Here is a 17052-nt window from a genome sequence, read left to right on the forward strand (position 1 = left end):
GCACTCGCGCTGGCTCGACAGCCCACGGCTTCCTGAAATCGTCCGCTGTGTACCCCCGAATCGGGAGCGGTGTCCCTAGCAGTAGAGAATAAATTGTATCTTGCGATATAGAATTATCCGAGTGGCGGCCAGATACAGACACGGTGCGATAGCTCGCGCTTACCGACGGGCACTTCAATCAGTCCCGGCAACGTGGAGGCAATGAGCGACCTGACGCCCGAGGAGTTCGAGGAGCAGAAGTACGTCGACTACTTCCCGAAGCTCCAGACCGCGTACAAGAGCGCCTTCGAGACGATGAACGAGGCGTTCGACTCGGAGCTCGTCCACGGCATCGATCAGACGATTCTCGCCGAGAGCGAACCCCACTACGAGGGCGACGGCGAGTTCACCGTCGAACTCCCCGACGACCCCCTGGACAAGCTGGAGGGCGTCGTCACGTCCGACGAGAAGGCCCAGCACGTCCTCGACCGCTACCTCGAAGAACTCCGCGCGGAGCTGCGCTCGCAGTTCGGCGTCGACGACGAGTAATCCCAGGCGGCCGCCGGGGGACGCGAACATCTTGCACCACAGGAGCTAAGCCACGCGAGCACTAATCGGAGTCCATGAGCACCGAGAGTCAGAGCGGCGACGACCTGGAGGAGCGCGTCAACAACTTCCTCCGTCGGAACTTCCCCCAGATTCAGATGCACGGCGGCACCGCAGCCATCCAGAACATCGACCGCGAGGAGGGTGTCGTCGACCTCCAGCTCGGCGGCGCGTGTTCGGGCTGTGGCATCTCCCCGATGACGATTCAGGCCATCAAGTCCCGGATGACCAAGGAGATCCCCGAGATCGACACCGTCCACGCCGACACCGGCATGGGCGGCGACACGGGAATGAGCCCGTCGTTCCCCGGCGAGGACGCCGACGGCGAGGACGCCGAGGACGACGAAGGCCCGCAGGCGCCGTTCTAAGCGGCTTCGCTCTCCCAGTTTTTCCCGGCGACTAGCGATAGCTCTCGCGGGGGCGCGCTCAGTCCTCTATCCAGTAGTAGATGGCTTCCTTCTCGGCGCCGCAGCTCGGGCACTCCTCGGGGAACGACTCCCGGAGTTCGCCCATCTCGCCACACTCCGAGCACCGCCACATCAGTTCGCCCTCGCCGAATTCGTGGCCGGCGCGCTCGTGTTCGACGGACAGCGACTCGATGCCCTCCGCGGTGGTGACGTAGAAGCCGCTGTCGTCGAACCCGCGGACGGTACCGAGCCGTTCGCCGTCCTCGCCGTACACGACCGTCCCGAGACTGACGCTAGGTGTGTCCTGGCTCATGGAAGAAGGTTCGACGCGAATCGTGATAAAATCGATTGCCGAACGCGGTAGGACCCATAGCCACGCACTCACGCTATTCGACGAGGAGTCGAGTCGACGGCCGGGTTGTCACGATGCACCCTGGCCGTAGTTGCAGTTTTTCCGATGTGACGCATCGACTTTCGCAGTGATGGTCGCATCGAAGCCGTCGCCGGTAACGTCGACGGTTACCGCGCTCGTATTGACGTACAACCGGTACGTCTCCCACTCGCCGGTCGCTATCGACGTTTTCGAGGACGGGAGGTCACCGGTGCTCCCGCCACGAGTTGCGATTTCCTCGACGGTCACCTCGGTCGAGTGCCGGTTCATCACCGATACGTACACCTTCGGCTCTCCGGTTCCGTTCGCGTTCGTCGGCGCACACGCAGCGACCCCGACGTACGCGTCTTCGTTGTCCACGACGTTCACGGAGACGCCGCGCTCGGCGCTGACGCTCGTGAACCCGAGCGTGCCGGTGGCGAGCATGCCCACCGCGGCGAGAGCGAGCACGATGCTGACGGCACGTGACGCGTTCATCAGCCCTTGAGCTCCGGCGGTTCGTCAGTCTCCCCGATGCGTTGCCCGCGCGCGAAGTACGTGTGCGCGACCGCCGACACCGCGAACATCGCGGTGACGGCGACTCCCCACGCGACGTCCGATAGAACAGCGAACGGCCACGCGCCGACCCACACTCCAGCCATCAGCGACACCGCGACCCCGGACAGCCCGAGGTAGTAGACGCTCCACGGGATCTCGCGGCCCTGCACGATGTCCATGTACACTTCGACGTCGTCCAGCGACGGCGTCGGCTCGACGGTGCCGCGGTTCTTGTCGAAGTCGACGACGCCGGCCTCGTCCATCATCGGCAGGTGGGACTGCTGGAGCGCGGTGTACACGCGCTTGCGCTCCTCGTAGGACACCTGCTCGACGTCGACGCCGTACTCCCAGGCGGCGACCTGCTCGGCGACGTCTCCGAGGTCCATGGCGCCGTCCTCGCTCTTGAGCGCGTGGGCGGCGTACCGCCGCCGCCTGTTCGAGAGCACGTCGAACAGCTCGTCCTCGGTCGGCGCGTCGGTCGACTGGTCCGCCGCGGTCTGACTCTCCCCTGATAGTCCGTCCCCCGATTTCCCCTGGCTCGTGTCGGCGGGATCCCCCTTCCCCCGGTGTTGTGATACGGATGACACGACTGAGTTTTGCTACACTCTCGTCCCCCATAAGTGTTAGCTATAGTTACAGTAACGTGAATTTACCGTACGTTCCGAGAGGCGCGTTATACGGCCGTATAACCGCCTGAATCCGCCATCCCAATCCCACCAGGAGGTTAAATACACATTTACGTAGGTGTCTTTTCGTGCGGTCAGGCGCCCCCTGAGCACGCTTCAGGACGAGGTTGTCACTTACACGAACCTCTCAAGCGGGGGCATCTCCTCGTGTGGCGCGTGACAGACCCGTACTGAACTCGCTCAGTCGTGTCAATACTACTTACCAATGGGGTGATGGGTGAAGTGAGCGCTCTCGTGAACTGCGGTGTTCGCGGGAGTGCACCAACGAGGTAACTCGAACAATGCAACGTCGCAAGTTCATCGCTGGTCTGGGATCGCTCGCTGCCGCCGGGGCAGCTGGAATTGGTACGGGCGCGTTCACGAGTGTGAGCGCGGATCGTGGTGTTACTGTTAACGTCGCCAGTGACGCTAATGCTTTCCTGGCGCTCGAAGCGGAGGACACAGAAAATGGTGACGCATATGTCACCAGTAATGGGACGTCCGGTACCGTCTCCCTTAGCTTCGATGAAAACGCCAGTACCGAGGGTGGTGAAGGACTGAACCAGAATGCAGACACGATCATCCGTGACCTCCTTCAGGTGACGAATAATGGGACGCAAGACGTCATCGTCGGTGTGACCGGACTGCCGGAGAGCATGAGTATCTACACGGACGATGGCGAAGTTGCGGCAAACGGCAACAGTACGTCGCTGAACCAAGACAATTACGACCCGTCCAGCGGGAATCTCGCGCTCGTCGGGTCTGGTGTGACGATGGATAACGTCGGTGTCACCTTCCGTGACCCGGCAAGCGACCTCGATCTTGACGACGCGAGCATCACGTTCAACGCGATCGCCGTTGACGAACTCGCCAATCCCCAAGACGTCCGCGGCAAGTACTAACGCGTAACGACCAGTAGTTCGGCTCTCACCTGGATTCCAACTGGGTGAGCCACAACCAATTATGAAACGACGCAAATTCATGGCCGGGCTGGGGACGACCGTCGCTACCGGAGCTACTATTCTGGGTAGCGGGGCGTTCACTAACGTGACCGCGGAACGCAATGTGTCTGTCAACGTCGCGCAAGACGACTTGGCATTCCTCCGACTCGACCCCTTGGTTGACAAGGGTCTCGATAATGACGATGATGGAGACCTCGAGATCACCGAGCGGTCGAGTGATCCCGGCCAAATGGTGAAGTTCGAACTTCCCGGCGGGGGAGACGGCGAGAACGCTGCAGCTGAAGGACTTGGTTCCGACTCAGTGTACGAGTTCCACGATCTCCTCGGAGTCCGGAACTGGGGGACTCAGCCCGTCCAAGTTCACAGCACGTACGATGGGACTAATCTCGCCGACATCGCCCTAGTGAGCGACGATGGAGTCCTTCGCGACGATCCGCCTGTCGTTGGGACGGGGGACATCCTTGAGGTAGGCCTCTACGTCGACACTCATGGATCAACCACCGGCGAGTTCGACGAGACGCTGACCATCGTCGCCGACCAGCCTGACGAATAGTCGGGCACCCCTAAATTTGGTATTTTCGTACGAGAGTGCCCGTTAGATTCCCTGAGATACATCTAAGAAGAGTTCTGTCTCGGTTTAGGACGGCGTTGACGCTCATCTGGTTTAGTTCGATGCGTGTTAACTGGTATCAATGACTGCCAGAGGTGTATGCCAGATGAGCAAGTGAATTCTGAATTCACGCTGCCGTATCAATACTACTTACATAGGGGATGACTGGTTGAGTGGATGCTTCCGGGCGGTGTGGTACCGCGTGGGAGCGCGCGAACGAGGTAGTTCAACCATGCAACGTCGCAAATTCGTCGCAGGACTCGGATCGCTCGCTGCCGCCGGGGCAGTCGGAATCGGCACGGGTGCGTTTACGAGCGTGACTGCCGACCGCTCCGTCTCGGTCGAGGTAGCCGACGACAGTAGCGCGTTCCTCACGCTGAAACAACACGTCGGACAGTCGACACCGAACGATGTGTTCTCCTCGCACGAGGACGGCGAGCTTGTTCTGGACTTCGACGAAACTGCGATTGGCGGCCAGGGCGTCAACCGTGACGCGGTCACGGCGTTCGACAACGTCTTCAAACTCGAGAATCACGGTACGCAGCCGGTGAACGTCTGGTTCGAGCACGACCTTCCTGGTGTGACGTTCTACCGCTTCGACCCGAACTCGAACAGCTTCGACGGCCCCGAGAACGCGAAGATCGGGCTCCACGTAGGTGCTCACATGGGTATCGGCGTCGAGATTGACACGACCGTCGGCGACTGGGACAGCGTGGATCAGCTCTCGGGGACTGTGACGATTCACGCGAGCGCCGAGGACCCGACTGGAGGGACCTAACTCATGCAGCGCCGCAAATTCGTCGCCGGCATCGGCTCGCTCGCTGCTGCGGGAGCGGCTGGCATCGGCACGGGCGCGTTCACCAGCGTCGAGGCTGACCGGGACTTCACGGTGGACGTCGCAGACGACGCGAACGCGTTCCTCCGGATGGTCGCCGTCCCCGGGAGCGGGAACAGCGACTACGTCAAGGTCAGGGACGGCCAGCTGTCGGGCGACCTCTCCGGGGGGAACGACAGTCTCCTCGGTGACGGTGTGAATTCCGGTGCCGTCACGACCGTCGACGACCTGTTCCGCATCGAGAACCACGGAACTCAGCCCGTGTACGTCTGGATTCTGGAGGACGGCGGCCGGAACGGGAGCAAGAACCATGCGTTCTACGTTGGGTCCTGGAGCGACGACGCGACGGCGATCAGCCTCGCGGACTTCAACGGCGACCTCGACGCTCTGAAAGGGGACGGCCGTCAGCGCCAGCCCCAGTACGATGCTGGGGTCGACACCGCTGCTGTCAAACTGGGCGTCGGCGACTACGTCGACGTCGGCCTCGTCGTCGATACGCCGCAGGGAAGCTCCGGGAGTCGAGTACTCAAGGACGGACAGGGGCCAGTAATCCACGCGACCGCCGAGCACTCGTCGCTCGCCGACGTCCTCACGCCAGTACACACTCCGAATGGCCCGCCACCGTGAAATTGACTCCGGCTCCTGGTTTCGCGAGACGGAGGCGATATCCCTGAGGTGGTACGTGTGACGTGGTACAGCGTCGTGGCAGGGGTCGCTTGAGACCGTTCAAACGTGCCAATACTACGACCCGGTAGTGGTAACGAGCGATAACCGAATGGCGCGTGGAACGAGCATCAGGCCACGGGAGCTGATTGAGTCGTGATAGAACGCCGACGCACCGTCGCACTCGCTGCCGCGCTCGCGCTCGCGGGAACCCTCGCGTTCCCGTCGGGAGCCGCGCCGCTGTTCTCCGGGCCGACCGACGACCTCGGCAACGACGTGGAGCTCGCGCCGAGCAGCGACTACGCCTACCTCCAAGAGGGCGAGCTCGTCGTCGACCTGTCGGCGGCGAACCCCGACGCGGAGGGCGTGAACGACGACGCCGTGACGGGCGTCGAGGACGTGTTCCGGGTGCGGTACAACGGCTCGCAGTACGCACACGTCTGGTTCACGCACGAGTCCGACGCGGTGACGTTCTACGCGAATGGCCAGCCCGTGCAGTCCGAGGCGGCGAACGTGACGCTCGCGCCGAACGCGACCGTCTCGGTGGGAGTTCGTGTGGACACGACCGGTGAGACTGCCGACGGCCTCCTCAACGAGATTACCGTGCACGCGCGGGCGGCCGACCCCGAGGACGTCGCCAGCAGTGAGGATGGGGACGCAGCCGCACTCTCGTCCGGCGGATCGACAGTACAGACGCGGGCGCCGACCGCGACCTCGCGGCGGTTCGTCGCGCTCGGCGTGAGCGCGGGGGAGGCGACCGCCTTCGACGCGTCCAGCCTCGCCATCGACGGCACGGACGGCGAGCTCACGCTCGACGAGGTCGACGTCGCGAGCACGGGCGGGTCGCTGTCGCTGGGCGTCGACGCGAACGGGACCGAGGACTCGCGGTCGCGAGTCGCCGAGCGGGGCGCGGAGCCGCTCGGCGCGGTCGCCGTGACGGATCGGCTGAAGAGCGCCGGACGCGCGACGCTACGGTTCAGCGTCCCCGTGGGATACTTCGAGGAGCGGGACGTCGCGCCGGAGAATCTCGCGGTCTACCGTGACGACGGCGGCGACGTCTCGAAGCTCCCCGTGGAGATGACCGGTGAGCGCGGCGGGCGCGTGCGCTTCGAGGCGGAGACGCCCGGATTCTCGACGTTCGTATTGGCTGCCGACCGGGCGCGTCTCCGAGTCACAGACGCGACGCTCGAGCGCGCGAGCGCTGCACCCGGGGAGGACGTCGTAGTGACGGCGAACGTCTCGAACGCTGGCAGCATCACCGGTGAGCGGACCGTCGCAGTGTCCGTCGACGGGAGCGTCGTCGCGGAGCGGACGGTCGAGGTGGAAGCCGGCGAAACCGCGACCGTGACGGCGTCGGTCGCGCACAACGAGACCGGCGAGTACGCCGTCGCCGTAGACGGTGTCGACGCCGGGACGCTCGTCGTGCAATCCAGTAATTCGAGCGGCGCGACGGCAGACCAACCGCCGGCCGGGGAGCCCGCCGACGAGCCAGTCAGGGAGCCGGCGGGGTTCGGGCTGACTGACCTGCTCGGGCTGGGAGCACTGCTCGTCGTCGTCGCGGCGTCGCTCGTGCTCGCGCGGCGGACGCCGTGGCGATGACCGCCACAGTAGCGCCGGTGCGGCAGCCGGCCGTTCGCCGGCTGCGCGAACAGGTCGACGTATGAGCCGGGGAGATTGCCCGCAGTCGTTCCGGGAGGGGCTCCGTGACGGCGTCCACCTGCGGGACTGCCTCGCGCTCGCAGTCGTTCCCGCGGTCGTCCTCGGTGTCTTCGCACTGCCTACCGCGACGCGCGAGTCGCTGGTGTTCGCGTACCGCGACCCGACGCTGGTGACCGCGTACGCGGCCCACTTCGTCCACTTCGAGCTCGAACACCTCGCGGCGAACCTCCTCGGGTACGCGCTACTCGCGGGGTTCGGATACGTGCTCGCGGCGCTGGCGGGCTGCCGGCGGCTGTTCGGCGCCGCGGCTGCGACGTACGTGCTCGCGTTCCCCCTCGTGCTGTCGGGACTGAATCTCGCGGTTCCCAGGGACGCCGTCGGGTACGGGCTCTCGGGCGTGAACATGGCGTTCGCGGGCTTACTCGGGCTGGTACTGGTAGCGTACGTCGGTCGCCGAATCGACGAGCGGATCCGGGTACGATACGCGCCCGGGTTGTTCTTCGCGGCGGTCGCGGTGGTCTCGCTGGTCGCACTTCCCAGCCGGCAGGTGTCGCTCGTGCTCGCAGCGGCGAGCACGGCTGTCGTGGTTGGGTACGCGTTCTCCGTGCGCAGCGCGCGGCTGGCGTCACCCGACCCGGACTTGTGGGAGGGCACACAGGCCGACTGGGTCGACACCGGCGTGCTCGGCACCGTGGCGTTCCTCGGCTACCCGTTTGTCGGCTTTCCAGCGCCCACGCCCGCCGACGGCAGCGTGGTGAACGTCTACGTGCACTTGCTGGGGTTCTGTCTCGGGTTCATCGTCCCGTACGTCGCGCTCGCGGTGGGCGCGTTCGACGCGGCGACGAGTTAGTGGAACGAGCGTCCGAGGATTTTTGACGTATTGACACGTCGGGGCGAGTGAATGTCTGTCCGCCGCGCACTCACGCTCGGCGCCGAAGCGTTCGTCGTCCTCGTCGTCGTCGCCCTGCTCGTCGGCCAGGTGCTCGGGACACCCGTCCTGTTGGGCTACGTCGAGACCGGGAGCATGGAACCGACGATGGAGCCCGGGGACGGCTTCGTCGCGATCCCGACGGCCATCGACGGCGACGTCGAGGAGGGCGACGTCATCGTCTTCCGCGCGGAGGAACTCCAAGGCGGCGGGCTGACCACGCACCGCGTCGTCGGCGAGACCGAACGCGGGTACATCACGAGGGGTGACGCGAACCCCTTCACCGACCAAGATGGCGGCGAACCACCCGTGAAGGACGCCCAGGTCGTCGCGAAAGCGCTCCAGGTCGGCGGCTCGGTCGTCGTCGTGCCGAACCTCGGCACGCTCGTCACCGGCCTCCAGAGCGCGTTCGCCGACGTCCAACGCCAGCTTGCGGCGACGACCGGGACGCGGGCCCTGCTGGGCACGCAAGGCATCGCGTACCTCCTCTTGGGGCTGTCGGCGCTGCTGTACGTCTTCGACCTGTTCTTCGCCAGCGACGGCCGCGACCGGAACCGCGACCGGGACCGCGACCGCGACCAGGGCGTCTCGCCGGGCGTCGTCGTCGCCGCGCTCGCCGCGGTGCTCGTGATCGCGGCGACCGCCGCCATGGTGGTGCCCGCGGGCACGCAGGAGTTCGGCGTGGTGAGCGCGGAGTTCGCGTCCGAGAACCCCACAGTCATCGAGCGCGGAGAGTCGGCGACGCTACCGTACACCGTGCCGAACGCCGGGCTCGTCCCGGTCGTCGCGTACGTTCAGCCGGCCAGCGACGGCGTGTCCGTGACGCCCGAGCGCGTCCACGTCGCCGGGCGCGGCGAAGCGACCGTCGACGTCACGCTGTCCGCGCCCGACGAGACCGGCTACTACCGGCGGTTCGTCACCGAAAACCGCTACCTCGCCGTGCTCCCGACCTCGGTCGTTGGCTCGCTGCACGGGGTCCATCCGTGGCTACCGATTCTCGTCATCGACGCCGCGCTCGCGGGCGGGATGGCGGCACTCGGGCTAGTCGTGCTCGGTGGACGCCGGGTGCGCGTGCGCAAGCGCGAGTCGCGCCACGACCGGTCGCTGTGGCGGCGCGCGCTCCGATACTTGCGGTGACGGGGATACGGTTGGTTCACCGACAGTTCTATACAACCGCGTTACACAGGGGGAGCCATGGGGGAGGGCACACGCTGGCTCAGGGCGCGAGCGATCGTATCGTCGTGGCTCCCCGTGCTGGTCGCAGCACTAGCAGTGCTCGCGGTCGCGGGCGGGTGGGCGATGTACACGGCCCACGCCGTTCCCGGAACCACCCAGGAGCAATCCGAACGGGTGCACTGGACGGTCTCAGGGGAGTTCCAGCACGGCGCCGACGTCACCCGCGAGAACCCGGTTTTCGACGTCGGGACGACGCTCGCGAACCGCTCGACGTACTTCACGGGCGCATCGCCGGAGCTCGACGGTCGGTACGTCGCGACGTACTCCGGCGTCGGCGCTCCCGCCGCGTCCATCGCTCTCAACGCCACGCTCGTCGTGCGCGCGGTCGGCGAAAACACCGTCTACTGGACCGACCGCACGCCGCTGGACGAGACGAGCGCCGACGCCGTGCAGTCCGGCGAATCAGCCAGCGTCGCCTTCTCGCTGAACGCCACGCGAATCGCGCAGCGGCAGTCCGAGATTCAGGACTCACTGGGGCAGACTCCCGGCGACGTTGAGGCGTTCGTCGCGGTCGATACGGCCGTCGATGGCACCGCCGACGGACAGCCTGCATCGCTGTCGCTCACGCACCGCCTCCCGGTCTCGGTCGACGGTGACACGTACACTGTCGGGCCCGCGGAGACCGGTAGCGAGCCCATGACGACGACCGAGACCGTGACTGTCACCAACGACTACGGGCCGCTGTGGACGATTGGCGGCCCGCTCCTCTTCCTCGGTGGCGTCGGCGGCCTCGCGGTACTCGGCGCCGGGCGGTCCCGGGACGCGTTCGCGCTGTCCCCCGAGGAGCGAGATCTGTTGGCGTTCCGCGACGACCGCGCGGAGTTCGACGAGTGGGTCGTCCGCGCCCGCCTCCCAGAAGCGGTCCGCGACCGCCCGCACGCAACTGCCGAATCCCTCTCGGACGTCGTGGACTTCGCCATCGACTCGGACACCGCGGTCGTCGAAGACTCCGAATCGGGGACGTTCTACGTCGTCGCCGACCAACTGCTGGTCGTGTACGAACCGCCCGTGCTGGCTCGCGGGCACGAGACGAGCGGCGGCGTCGCCGGGCTCGGACTCCTCGAGAGTACCGACGAACAGACTGACCTCGTCGAAACCAGCCAGGACGCCGACGGTTCGGTGGCCGAGAGCGAGGAGACTACCGATAACTCCGACGACGACGCCGACCGCGAGGAGTCACCACGACCACAGGACTAGTGGCTCGCGTTAGTGCGGACAGCGAGCCCAGCTGCGGACGTTCCGTCAGCGAGCCCGCCGCGGTTACATGAAGTCCGCGATGCCCGACTGTTTGTTTTTGTCGTTTTCGAAAATCGACTCGAGGCTGTTCTGGAGGACTTCCAGCCGCTGTTTCGTGTACTCGCGGCAGTCGTACTCCTCGGCGACCGTGATGGCGGTGTCCATGTACTTGTTCACGGAGCCCTCGTGGACGGTGAGGTTCACGCGCCCGCCGCACTCCCGGCAGTCCCCGGTGAGCGGCATCCGGCGGTACTTCTCCCCGCAGTCCAGGCAGCGCGTCTCCTGGCGGCTGAACGCGCGGAGGTTCCCGATGAGGTCGGGGAGGAAGTGGTACTCGATGACGCGCTCGGCGACGTCCGTCTCGTCAACCGACCGGAGCTTCCGCGCGAGCTCCAGCTGGGCGTCCATCTTCTCCATCATCGATCCGAGCGTCTTGTACGCCGACAGGCTCGGCCCGAGGTGGATGTCGGAGGTGTCGTGCGTGTGCTCGAAGCCCGCGTACTCGGTGTCGGTTCCGAGGCTCTCCTCGGCGATCTCCACGAGGTCCTCGACCTCGCCCGGGTCGGCCATCTCCCGGGTCGCCTCGTAGAACTCCCGCGGGTACCGGCTGACGACGTCCATGTTGTGCGCCTCGTCGTCGATCTCGCTCGGGTCGATGCGCGAGGACATCACCAGCGGCGCGTCCATCCGGCCGCCGCGCTGGTCCGGCAGATACGACTTCGAGAAGTTGATAAGTCCGTCCATCAGGAGCATCACGCAATCCTCGTCACCGTCGCAATTGCGTCTTTTCGCGGCGTGAAAGTACGGATGCGCGTAGCCGACCGAAGCCGACGTGAATCCGATAACTCTGCCGACGACGGCGGCGGAGGTGTGGGGCGCCATCCCGAAGACGAGCTCGCCGACGAGGTCGTCGCGTTCGTCCAGCTCGTAGAAGGCGTCGAGGCCGTAGTACTGCGTGAGGAGGTCGTCGACGAAGTCCGCGGTCTGGAGCATGTGCTCGGCGGCGCCGTCAGAGAGCACGACGTCCTGCACGCGGAGTTCGACGAGCTGGTCGTCGTGTTCGAGGGGGTCGCCGTGGATGTCCTCCTCGTAGCCGAGTTCGCGGAAGTGGTCGACGGTGACGTCGAGTTCGCTGGGTTTGACCGACGTGACCGGGAGGTCGGTCATGTCGTAGCGGACGGTGCCGTCCTTGAACGTGGAGACGTCGTGTTTCGCGCGGAGCACGCCCTTCTCCATCGGCTCGGGGACTTTCTCCGCGGAGGAGAGCCCCTTGACGCCCTTGAGCTGGTCGAAGGCGTTCTCGCGCTCGCCGACCGCCTGGAGGGCGTCCCGGTACTCGGCGCCGACGTCGACGGTCTGGACGGAGACGTTGTCGAGTTCGCGCTCGCAGCGCGGGCACTCGACGCGGCCGGACTCGTCGGGTTCGGCGCTGATTCCGCAGTCGGGGCACTCGTAGTGGGGGTCGGTCCACTCGCCGCAGTCCTCGCAGCGCGGCTCGAACGTGTGGTCGCCGCAAGACGGGCACTCGCGGACGCCCAACTGGACGTCGAGTTCGCCGGGCGTGTCGCTCATGTCCGGGGCGTAGCGGGCGGCCTCGCTGACGTCGCGCTGGCTGCCGCCGGCCTCACCGATGGGGAAGAGGGTGTGAACGGCGGGCGAGAGGTCGCGGGACTCGGACTTCTCCGGGCGGCCCATACGGTTCCCGATGCGCGTGGGCGCGCGCTCGCGGACCTCGAACGGCGCGACCTCGTTGACGGCGGCGAGCGCGTTCGGCCACTCGCGGGCGTCCGCGGAGAGGTCGTCCCACTCCCGCGCGAGGTCCTCCGTAATACCCAGAGAGCGCGCGAACGGCAGCCAGTCCGGAAGCCGAATCACGTCGTCGTCCTGGCGGTGCTCGACGAGCAGCGCTTCCAGTGGCTCGCGGATCGCGTCCTCGTTGGGGACGACGAGGTCGCCGTCCTCGGTGCGGGCGTCCGCGACGGCGTCGGCGAGCGCCTCGAAGTCCGCGACCTCGATGTCGTGCCAGAGGTAGGTGTACGCCGGGTGCAGGGGTGCATCGTACTCTACCGCCCACTCCAGCGCTTGGTCGGCGTCGGGGGCTTCGAGGTCGACGTACGGCGAATCTTCGAGGGCTTGAATGTCAGCACCGGCGGCCTCGAAGTCCTGAATCCACCACTCGGGCGCGTAGGAGGCGGGCGCGAGGTCGTGGTTGTTCTCGACGAACTCCCCGTAGTTCACGAGGTACTCGCCGACGTCCAGGATCTCCACGACGCCGTTCCGGACTTCGAGCGCTTCCTCCGGGTCGTCGATGCGGCGGACGTCGCCGTTCGCGAGTTTGACTGTGGGCCCCTCGATGGAGTCGACGGGCACGATGCCCGCCGCCTTCCCGGGGCGCTCGGTCTTGATCTGGGTGCCGGTCGCGAGGAAGTCGTCCACGAGGTGCATCGTCGCCGGGTGGATGCCAGCAGTAGCGAACCCGTGGTTCCGCGAGCGGCCGTAGCGCAGGCGGAACCCGCCCTCGTTGGAGGGGTGGCCGAAGACCGGGCGGCCCGCGATGAGGTCCCGCAGGAACTTGTTCGACGGGTCGACGCGGGACGGTCCGTCGGGCTCCTCGCCGCCGTCGTCGGCGTCGCTTTCGGCGTCCGCACCGCTCGCGGCTTCGCCGCTCGCGTCCTCCGAGGCCTCCCCCTGGTCGGCCTCGCTCTCCCCGATGGTACCGTCGATGAGGTCCTGCAGCCACGGCCACTCGACCTCCTCGAGGTTCCGGGTGTACCGCTGAATCTTGGGGGCTTTCAGCGCGATTCCCTCTGCGAGCACGAGACACATTCCGCCGCGCGCGGAGTTCGTCGCGATGCGTTCGAGGTCGCGGAAGCCGTCGACCTCCTCGTCGCCGGTCGCCTCCCCGTCGAGCATGACGGGGCAGTGCTCGGTGATGAACTTCGTCTCCTTGTCCTTCGGCGAGTACTGGAGGCCGGTCTCGGAGTCGTACAGGTCGACCTCCTCGGCGTAGCGCTCGATCTCGTCGTCCCGTGGCTTGAAGCGGTCGATGTCGAGGAGCGCGCGGGCGTAGTCGGCGACCAGCACGGACAGCGCCTGCGCGGTACCGCCGGCAGAGCGAATGGGGCCGGCGTAGTAGACCGCGACGTACTCGGTGCCGTCGTCGTTCTCGTTGACCTCGACGCGGTCGATGCCCTCGATGGGCGCCGCGACCACGCCCTCCGTGAGCAGCGCGACCGCAGTGCGGACCGCGCCCTCGACCTTGCCGGCGTTCGTCTCGTAGTCGCCGACGCGGCCGTCGACGAAGTCCTCGACGAGTTCGAGCGCGGCCTCCTCGCGGCTCATCTCGCCCTCGAGGTCGCGGACACGCTCGGCGACCCCGTCGATGCCGAGGATGTTCTCGACGCGGTCGGCCATGTCCTTGGCGACCGGAATCTCGACCTCGGGCTCGGGGTCCTCCCCGCGCTGCTTGGCCGCCTCGGCGACGTCGAACGCCTCGTCGAGGCCGGCCTCCAGGGACGCGAAGTAGTCCTCGTCTTCGGGCCGCATTACAGCCAGAGGTCGAGGTCTGTGGCGTCGTCGTGCTCGCGGACGAGTTCGGTGTCGAGCTCGCGGACGTACAGCTCGCCCGCGAACACGGTCGCGCGGTCGAGGTGGCCGGCCAGCGCCTGTCCGGACCGTCGGGATAGTGACACGTGCGTGTGCGCGAACGGTTCACCGTCGAGTTCGGAGATGTTCCCGACGCAGGAGGCGACCTCCAGGGGCTCCTCGAAGCGCGCGGGCTTGTACTCGAAGTCGTCCTGGTCGTAGTACCAGAGCTCGGCGTCCTGGACCGCGCCCATGCCGACGAACCAGGCGGCGTTGATGAGTTCGTTTTCGGCCAGCGACTCGATCTCCTCGCGCCAGTCGGCGCCGTGGTCGAGGCGCACGACGTACTCGCGGCCGCCGGTGACTTCGCGGACGTTCATGGCAGCCCCAACGTGGGGGGCGAGCAAAAGTCCTGCCGTCTCGGTGGTTCGCTACCGCGGGAGAACGAGCGCCGTCGGAGCCGGCCTACCGCCAGGCCGACAGTGGCGTGGCGTGGTCCGCTGTCATCGACATCCAGGCCTCGTCGCAGGAGATGTCCGCGATGACGAGTCGGGACTCGGGGCCCTCGTCGTCGAGGGAGGCCATCACGTCGGTGTCGGACGCGGTCACCGGCTGCGCGGCGTCAGTCGTCATGACGTGTGATACAATGTGACAACCGGTACTTAAGCCCGTCGGACTGACAGAAACCCCCGGAGACAGAACTCCAGTAATGGAGTCGTTCCCGAGTAAACGCGCGTTCCATGCCGAGAGTTTATTAGTGTCGAGTCATTGAAGCGGTAATTTTATCAAGGTCGGTTAGTAATCGGGGTTTGGATGACAGACACTGACAACCTCTCCCGTCGGCGGTTCCTGCAGGGAACCGGCGCCGCAGCGACAGCGGCCGCCCTGGCTGGCTGTGCAGGTGGCGACGGCGACTCCAGCGAGACGACTTCCGGTACGGACGAGAACGGTGGCAGTCAGAACGACGAGGACCGCTATCGCGGTCGACAGATCGGGACGGCCGACTCGCTGGACCCGGTGTACGCGACGGACACGACGTCCGGGACGCACATCCAGGAGATCTTCGACGGCCTGACCAACTACGTCAACGGCACGGTCAACGTCGAGACCCTCCTCGCCGAGGACTACACGGTCTCCGAAGACGGCACCACGATCACCTTCCAGCTGAAGGAGGGCGCGACGTACAACAACGGCGACGAGGTCACCGCCAGCGACGTCGTCTACGCGTGGGAGCGGCTGGCAGCCTCCGACAACTCCAACCGCGTCGGCTTCCTCCTCGACACGCTCGGCGTCGAGCACGAGACCGAGACCGACGACGAGGGCAACGAGCAGTACGTCCCCGAGAGCAAGGCCGTCGAGGCGACCGGCGAGTACGAGGTCGAAATCACCCTCCAAGAGCCGTTCTACGCGGCCCTCGAACTCATCGCGTACACGGCGTTCGTCCCGATTCCCGAGGGGCTCCTCGGCGACATCGACGGGTACGAGGGCGAGATGGACTACGACACGTTCGCCGCCGAGGAACCGGTCGGTGCGGGCCCGTACGTCCTCACCGAGTGGAGCGAGGCGACCCGCATCAGCCTCGACGCCCGCGACGACTACCACGGCGAGGAGATCCTCAACGAGGGCCTCGACTACTCCGTGTTCACGGAGTCCAACGCCGCGTACACGTACGCGACGTCGAACGTCAACGCCGACAGCCCGTACATCCCGTCCGCGCGGTTCGACCCCGAACTGCGTAACTTCGAGGGCACCGACGACCGGGGCCGCCAGTACGGCACCTACGGGCCGTTCGAGCCGAACGGCATGACGGCCCAGTACTACGAGGTCGCCTCCCTGTCGACGTTCTACTACGGGTTCGACACCCAGAACGTCCCCAAGCCGGTCCGTCAGGCCGTCGCGTACGCGATGAACCAGGAGACCATCAACAACGACATCATCTCCACGCCGACCCAGGAGGGCTACCACTTCACCCCGCCGGCCCTGTTCCCCGGCGGCGCGGAGAACTACAACAGCCGCGCGGAGGAGTACCCGTACGGCGTCGGCGAAGCCCGCATCGACCAGGCCCGCCAGGTCATGGAGGACGCCGGCTACGGCCCGAACAACCAGTACGAGCTCGGATTCGACATGTCGTCCGGGACCGCGTCGGCGTGGGGCGAGGACGCGTTCAACCTGCTGCGCGACAAGCTCCAGCAGGCCCACATCGAGATGGAGCTCCGTACCGCCGACGGGAGCACGTTCATCAACCGGGGCCGCAACGGCAAGTTCGGCCTCTACTTCCTCGGCTGGATCGCCGACTACCCGGGCGCCGACAACTTCCTCACGCTCCTCAACCCGCCGAACACGTTCTTCCAGGAAGGCGGTGCCTCGTACTTCCGCTGGTCCGAGGAGACCGGCGACCACGCGAGCGACGCCGAGGCGGCGTGGGAGACCGTCCAGAACAACCTCGGTCTCGGTGAGGACGCCGCGGAAGCCCGCGAAGAGGCTTACGTCCAGATCGAGCAGGCGAACTGGGACGACGCCGTGCTCCTGCCGGTGATGCACAACATCGAGCAGAGCTACAGCTACGAGTGGCTCGACACGCCGCGCTTCGGCGCGATGGGGCCGTCCCGGAAGAAGAGCCACCGCACGGAGATCGGCGATCGCGGCGAGTACCAGTAACGCCCCGGCACCTCTCGCCCTCCGCTTTCGGCTACGCGCGCGTTTTCGTACTGCAGAGAGCGTAGCTCGGGCACACAGAGTATCAAAACGCAAGA

General features: G+C 66.3%; 17 protein-coding genes. 11 read left to right on the plus strand and 6 right to left on the minus strand.

Annotated features, from left to right (window positions below; all coding sequences use genetic code 11):
- Positions 1–201: 201 nt before the first annotated feature.
- Both G9C83_RS00445 and G9C83_RS00450 read left to right on the plus strand, forming a co-directional pair.
- Complete coding sequence (locus G9C83_RS00445) at positions 202–528, plus strand: DUF5783 family protein (RefSeq protein ID WP_167244165.1); 327 nt, start codon at positions 202–204, stop codon at positions 526–528.
- Between the two features lie 74 nt (positions 529–602).
- Complete coding sequence (locus G9C83_RS00450; protein WP_167244166.1) at positions 603–953, plus strand: NifU family protein; 351 nt, start codon at positions 603–605, stop codon at positions 951–953.
- A gap of 58 nt (positions 954–1011) precedes the next feature.
- Here the strand turns inward: G9C83_RS00450 and G9C83_RS00455 are convergent, their stop codons facing one another.
- The 3 genes from G9C83_RS00455 to G9C83_RS00465 all read right to left on the minus strand — a co-directional run bounded on the left by G9C83_RS00455 (position 1012) and on the right by G9C83_RS00465 (position 2507).
- Complete coding sequence (locus G9C83_RS00455) at positions 1012–1305, minus strand: rubredoxin-like domain-containing protein (protein WP_167244167.1); 294 nt, start codon at positions 1303–1305, stop codon at positions 1012–1014.
- 108 nt (positions 1306–1413) lie between these two features.
- Positions 1414–1860, minus strand: coding sequence for a hypothetical protein (locus G9C83_RS00460; protein WP_167244168.1), 447 nt, complete (start codon positions 1858–1860; stop codon positions 1414–1416).
- Positions 1860–2507, minus strand: coding sequence for a hypothetical protein (locus tag G9C83_RS00465; RefSeq protein WP_243837898.1), 648 nt, complete (start codon positions 2505–2507; stop codon positions 1860–1862). The genes G9C83_RS00460 and G9C83_RS00465 overlap by 1 nt, the downstream gene beginning before the upstream one ends.
- A gap of 380 nt (positions 2508–2887) precedes the next feature.
- On the opposite strand from G9C83_RS00465, the gene G9C83_RS00470 reads away from it, so the two are divergent.
- From G9C83_RS00470 to G9C83_RS00505, 8 genes are all read left to right on the plus strand, one after another.
- Positions 2888–3487, plus strand: a complete 600-nt coding sequence (locus G9C83_RS00470) for a hypothetical protein (RefSeq protein WP_167244169.1) — start codon at positions 2888–2890, stop codon at positions 3485–3487.
- Between the two features lie 79 nt (positions 3488–3566).
- A complete protein-coding gene (locus G9C83_RS00475) occupies positions 3567–4100 on the plus strand; it encodes a hypothetical protein (protein WP_167244170.1) in 534 nt (177 codons plus the stop codon).
- A 289-nt stretch (positions 4101–4389) separates the two neighbouring features.
- Positions 4390–4935 (plus strand): hypothetical protein, encoded by a 546-nt coding sequence (locus tag G9C83_RS00480; protein ID WP_167244171.1) that lies wholly within the window; start codon positions 4390–4392, stop codon positions 4933–4935.
- A 3-nt stretch (positions 4936–4938) separates the two neighbouring features.
- On the plus strand, positions 4939–5619 hold the full coding sequence (locus tag G9C83_RS00485; protein WP_167244172.1) for a DUF1102 domain-containing protein: 681 nt from the start codon (positions 4939–4941) through the stop codon (positions 5617–5619).
- 192 nt (positions 5620–5811) lie between these two features.
- On the plus strand, positions 5812–7254 hold the full coding sequence (locus tag G9C83_RS00490) for a DUF1102 domain-containing protein (protein WP_167244173.1): 1443 nt from the start codon (positions 5812–5814) through the stop codon (positions 7252–7254).
- A gap of 61 nt (positions 7255–7315) precedes the next feature.
- Entirely contained in the window at positions 7316–8164 is an 849-nt protein-coding gene (locus G9C83_RS00495; RefSeq protein ID WP_167244174.1) for a hypothetical protein, read from the plus strand.
- Between the two features lie 51 nt (positions 8165–8215).
- Positions 8216–9379 (plus strand): signal peptidase I, encoded by a 1164-nt coding sequence (locus G9C83_RS00500; protein WP_167244175.1) that lies wholly within the window; start codon positions 8216–8218, stop codon positions 9377–9379.
- A gap of 57 nt (positions 9380–9436) precedes the next feature.
- Positions 9437–10675: a DUF5305 domain-containing protein gene (locus G9C83_RS00505; RefSeq protein ID WP_167244176.1), complete on the plus strand. Its 1239-nt coding sequence runs from the start codon at positions 9437–9439 to the stop codon at positions 10673–10675.
- 63 nt (positions 10676–10738) lie between these two features.
- Here G9C83_RS00505 and G9C83_RS00510 read toward each other — a convergent pair whose 3' ends face one another.
- The 3 genes from G9C83_RS00510 to G9C83_RS00520 form a co-directional block, all read right to left on the minus strand.
- Positions 10739–14260, minus strand: coding sequence for a DNA polymerase II large subunit (locus G9C83_RS00510; RefSeq protein WP_167244177.1), 3522 nt, complete (start codon positions 14258–14260; stop codon positions 10739–10741).
- A complete protein-coding gene (locus G9C83_RS00515) occupies positions 14260–14679 on the minus strand; it encodes a PPC domain-containing DNA-binding protein (protein ID WP_167244178.1) in 420 nt (139 codons plus the stop codon). The genes G9C83_RS00510 and G9C83_RS00515 overlap by 1 nt, the downstream gene beginning before the upstream one ends.
- A gap of 85 nt (positions 14680–14764) precedes the next feature.
- Positions 14765–14932 carry a hypothetical protein gene (locus G9C83_RS00520; protein ID WP_167244179.1) on the minus strand — a complete coding sequence of 56 codons (168 nt, stop codon included), beginning with the start codon at positions 14930–14932 and terminating at the stop codon, positions 14765–14767.
- Positions 14933–15112: 180 nt separating this feature from the next.
- Between G9C83_RS00520 and G9C83_RS00525 the strand changes: the two genes are divergently transcribed.
- The gene (locus G9C83_RS00525) at positions 15113–16957 is read left to right on the plus strand and encodes an ABC transporter substrate-binding protein (protein ID WP_167244180.1); all 1845 of its coding nucleotides are present in this window, start codon (positions 15113–15115) and stop codon (positions 16955–16957) included.
- Positions 16958–17052: the final 95 nt, after the last annotated feature.

It is taken from the genome of Halobacterium sp. R2-5 (assembly GCF_011734195.1).
Classification (GTDB): domain Archaea; phylum Halobacteriota; class Halobacteria; order Halobacteriales; family Halobacteriaceae; genus Halobacterium.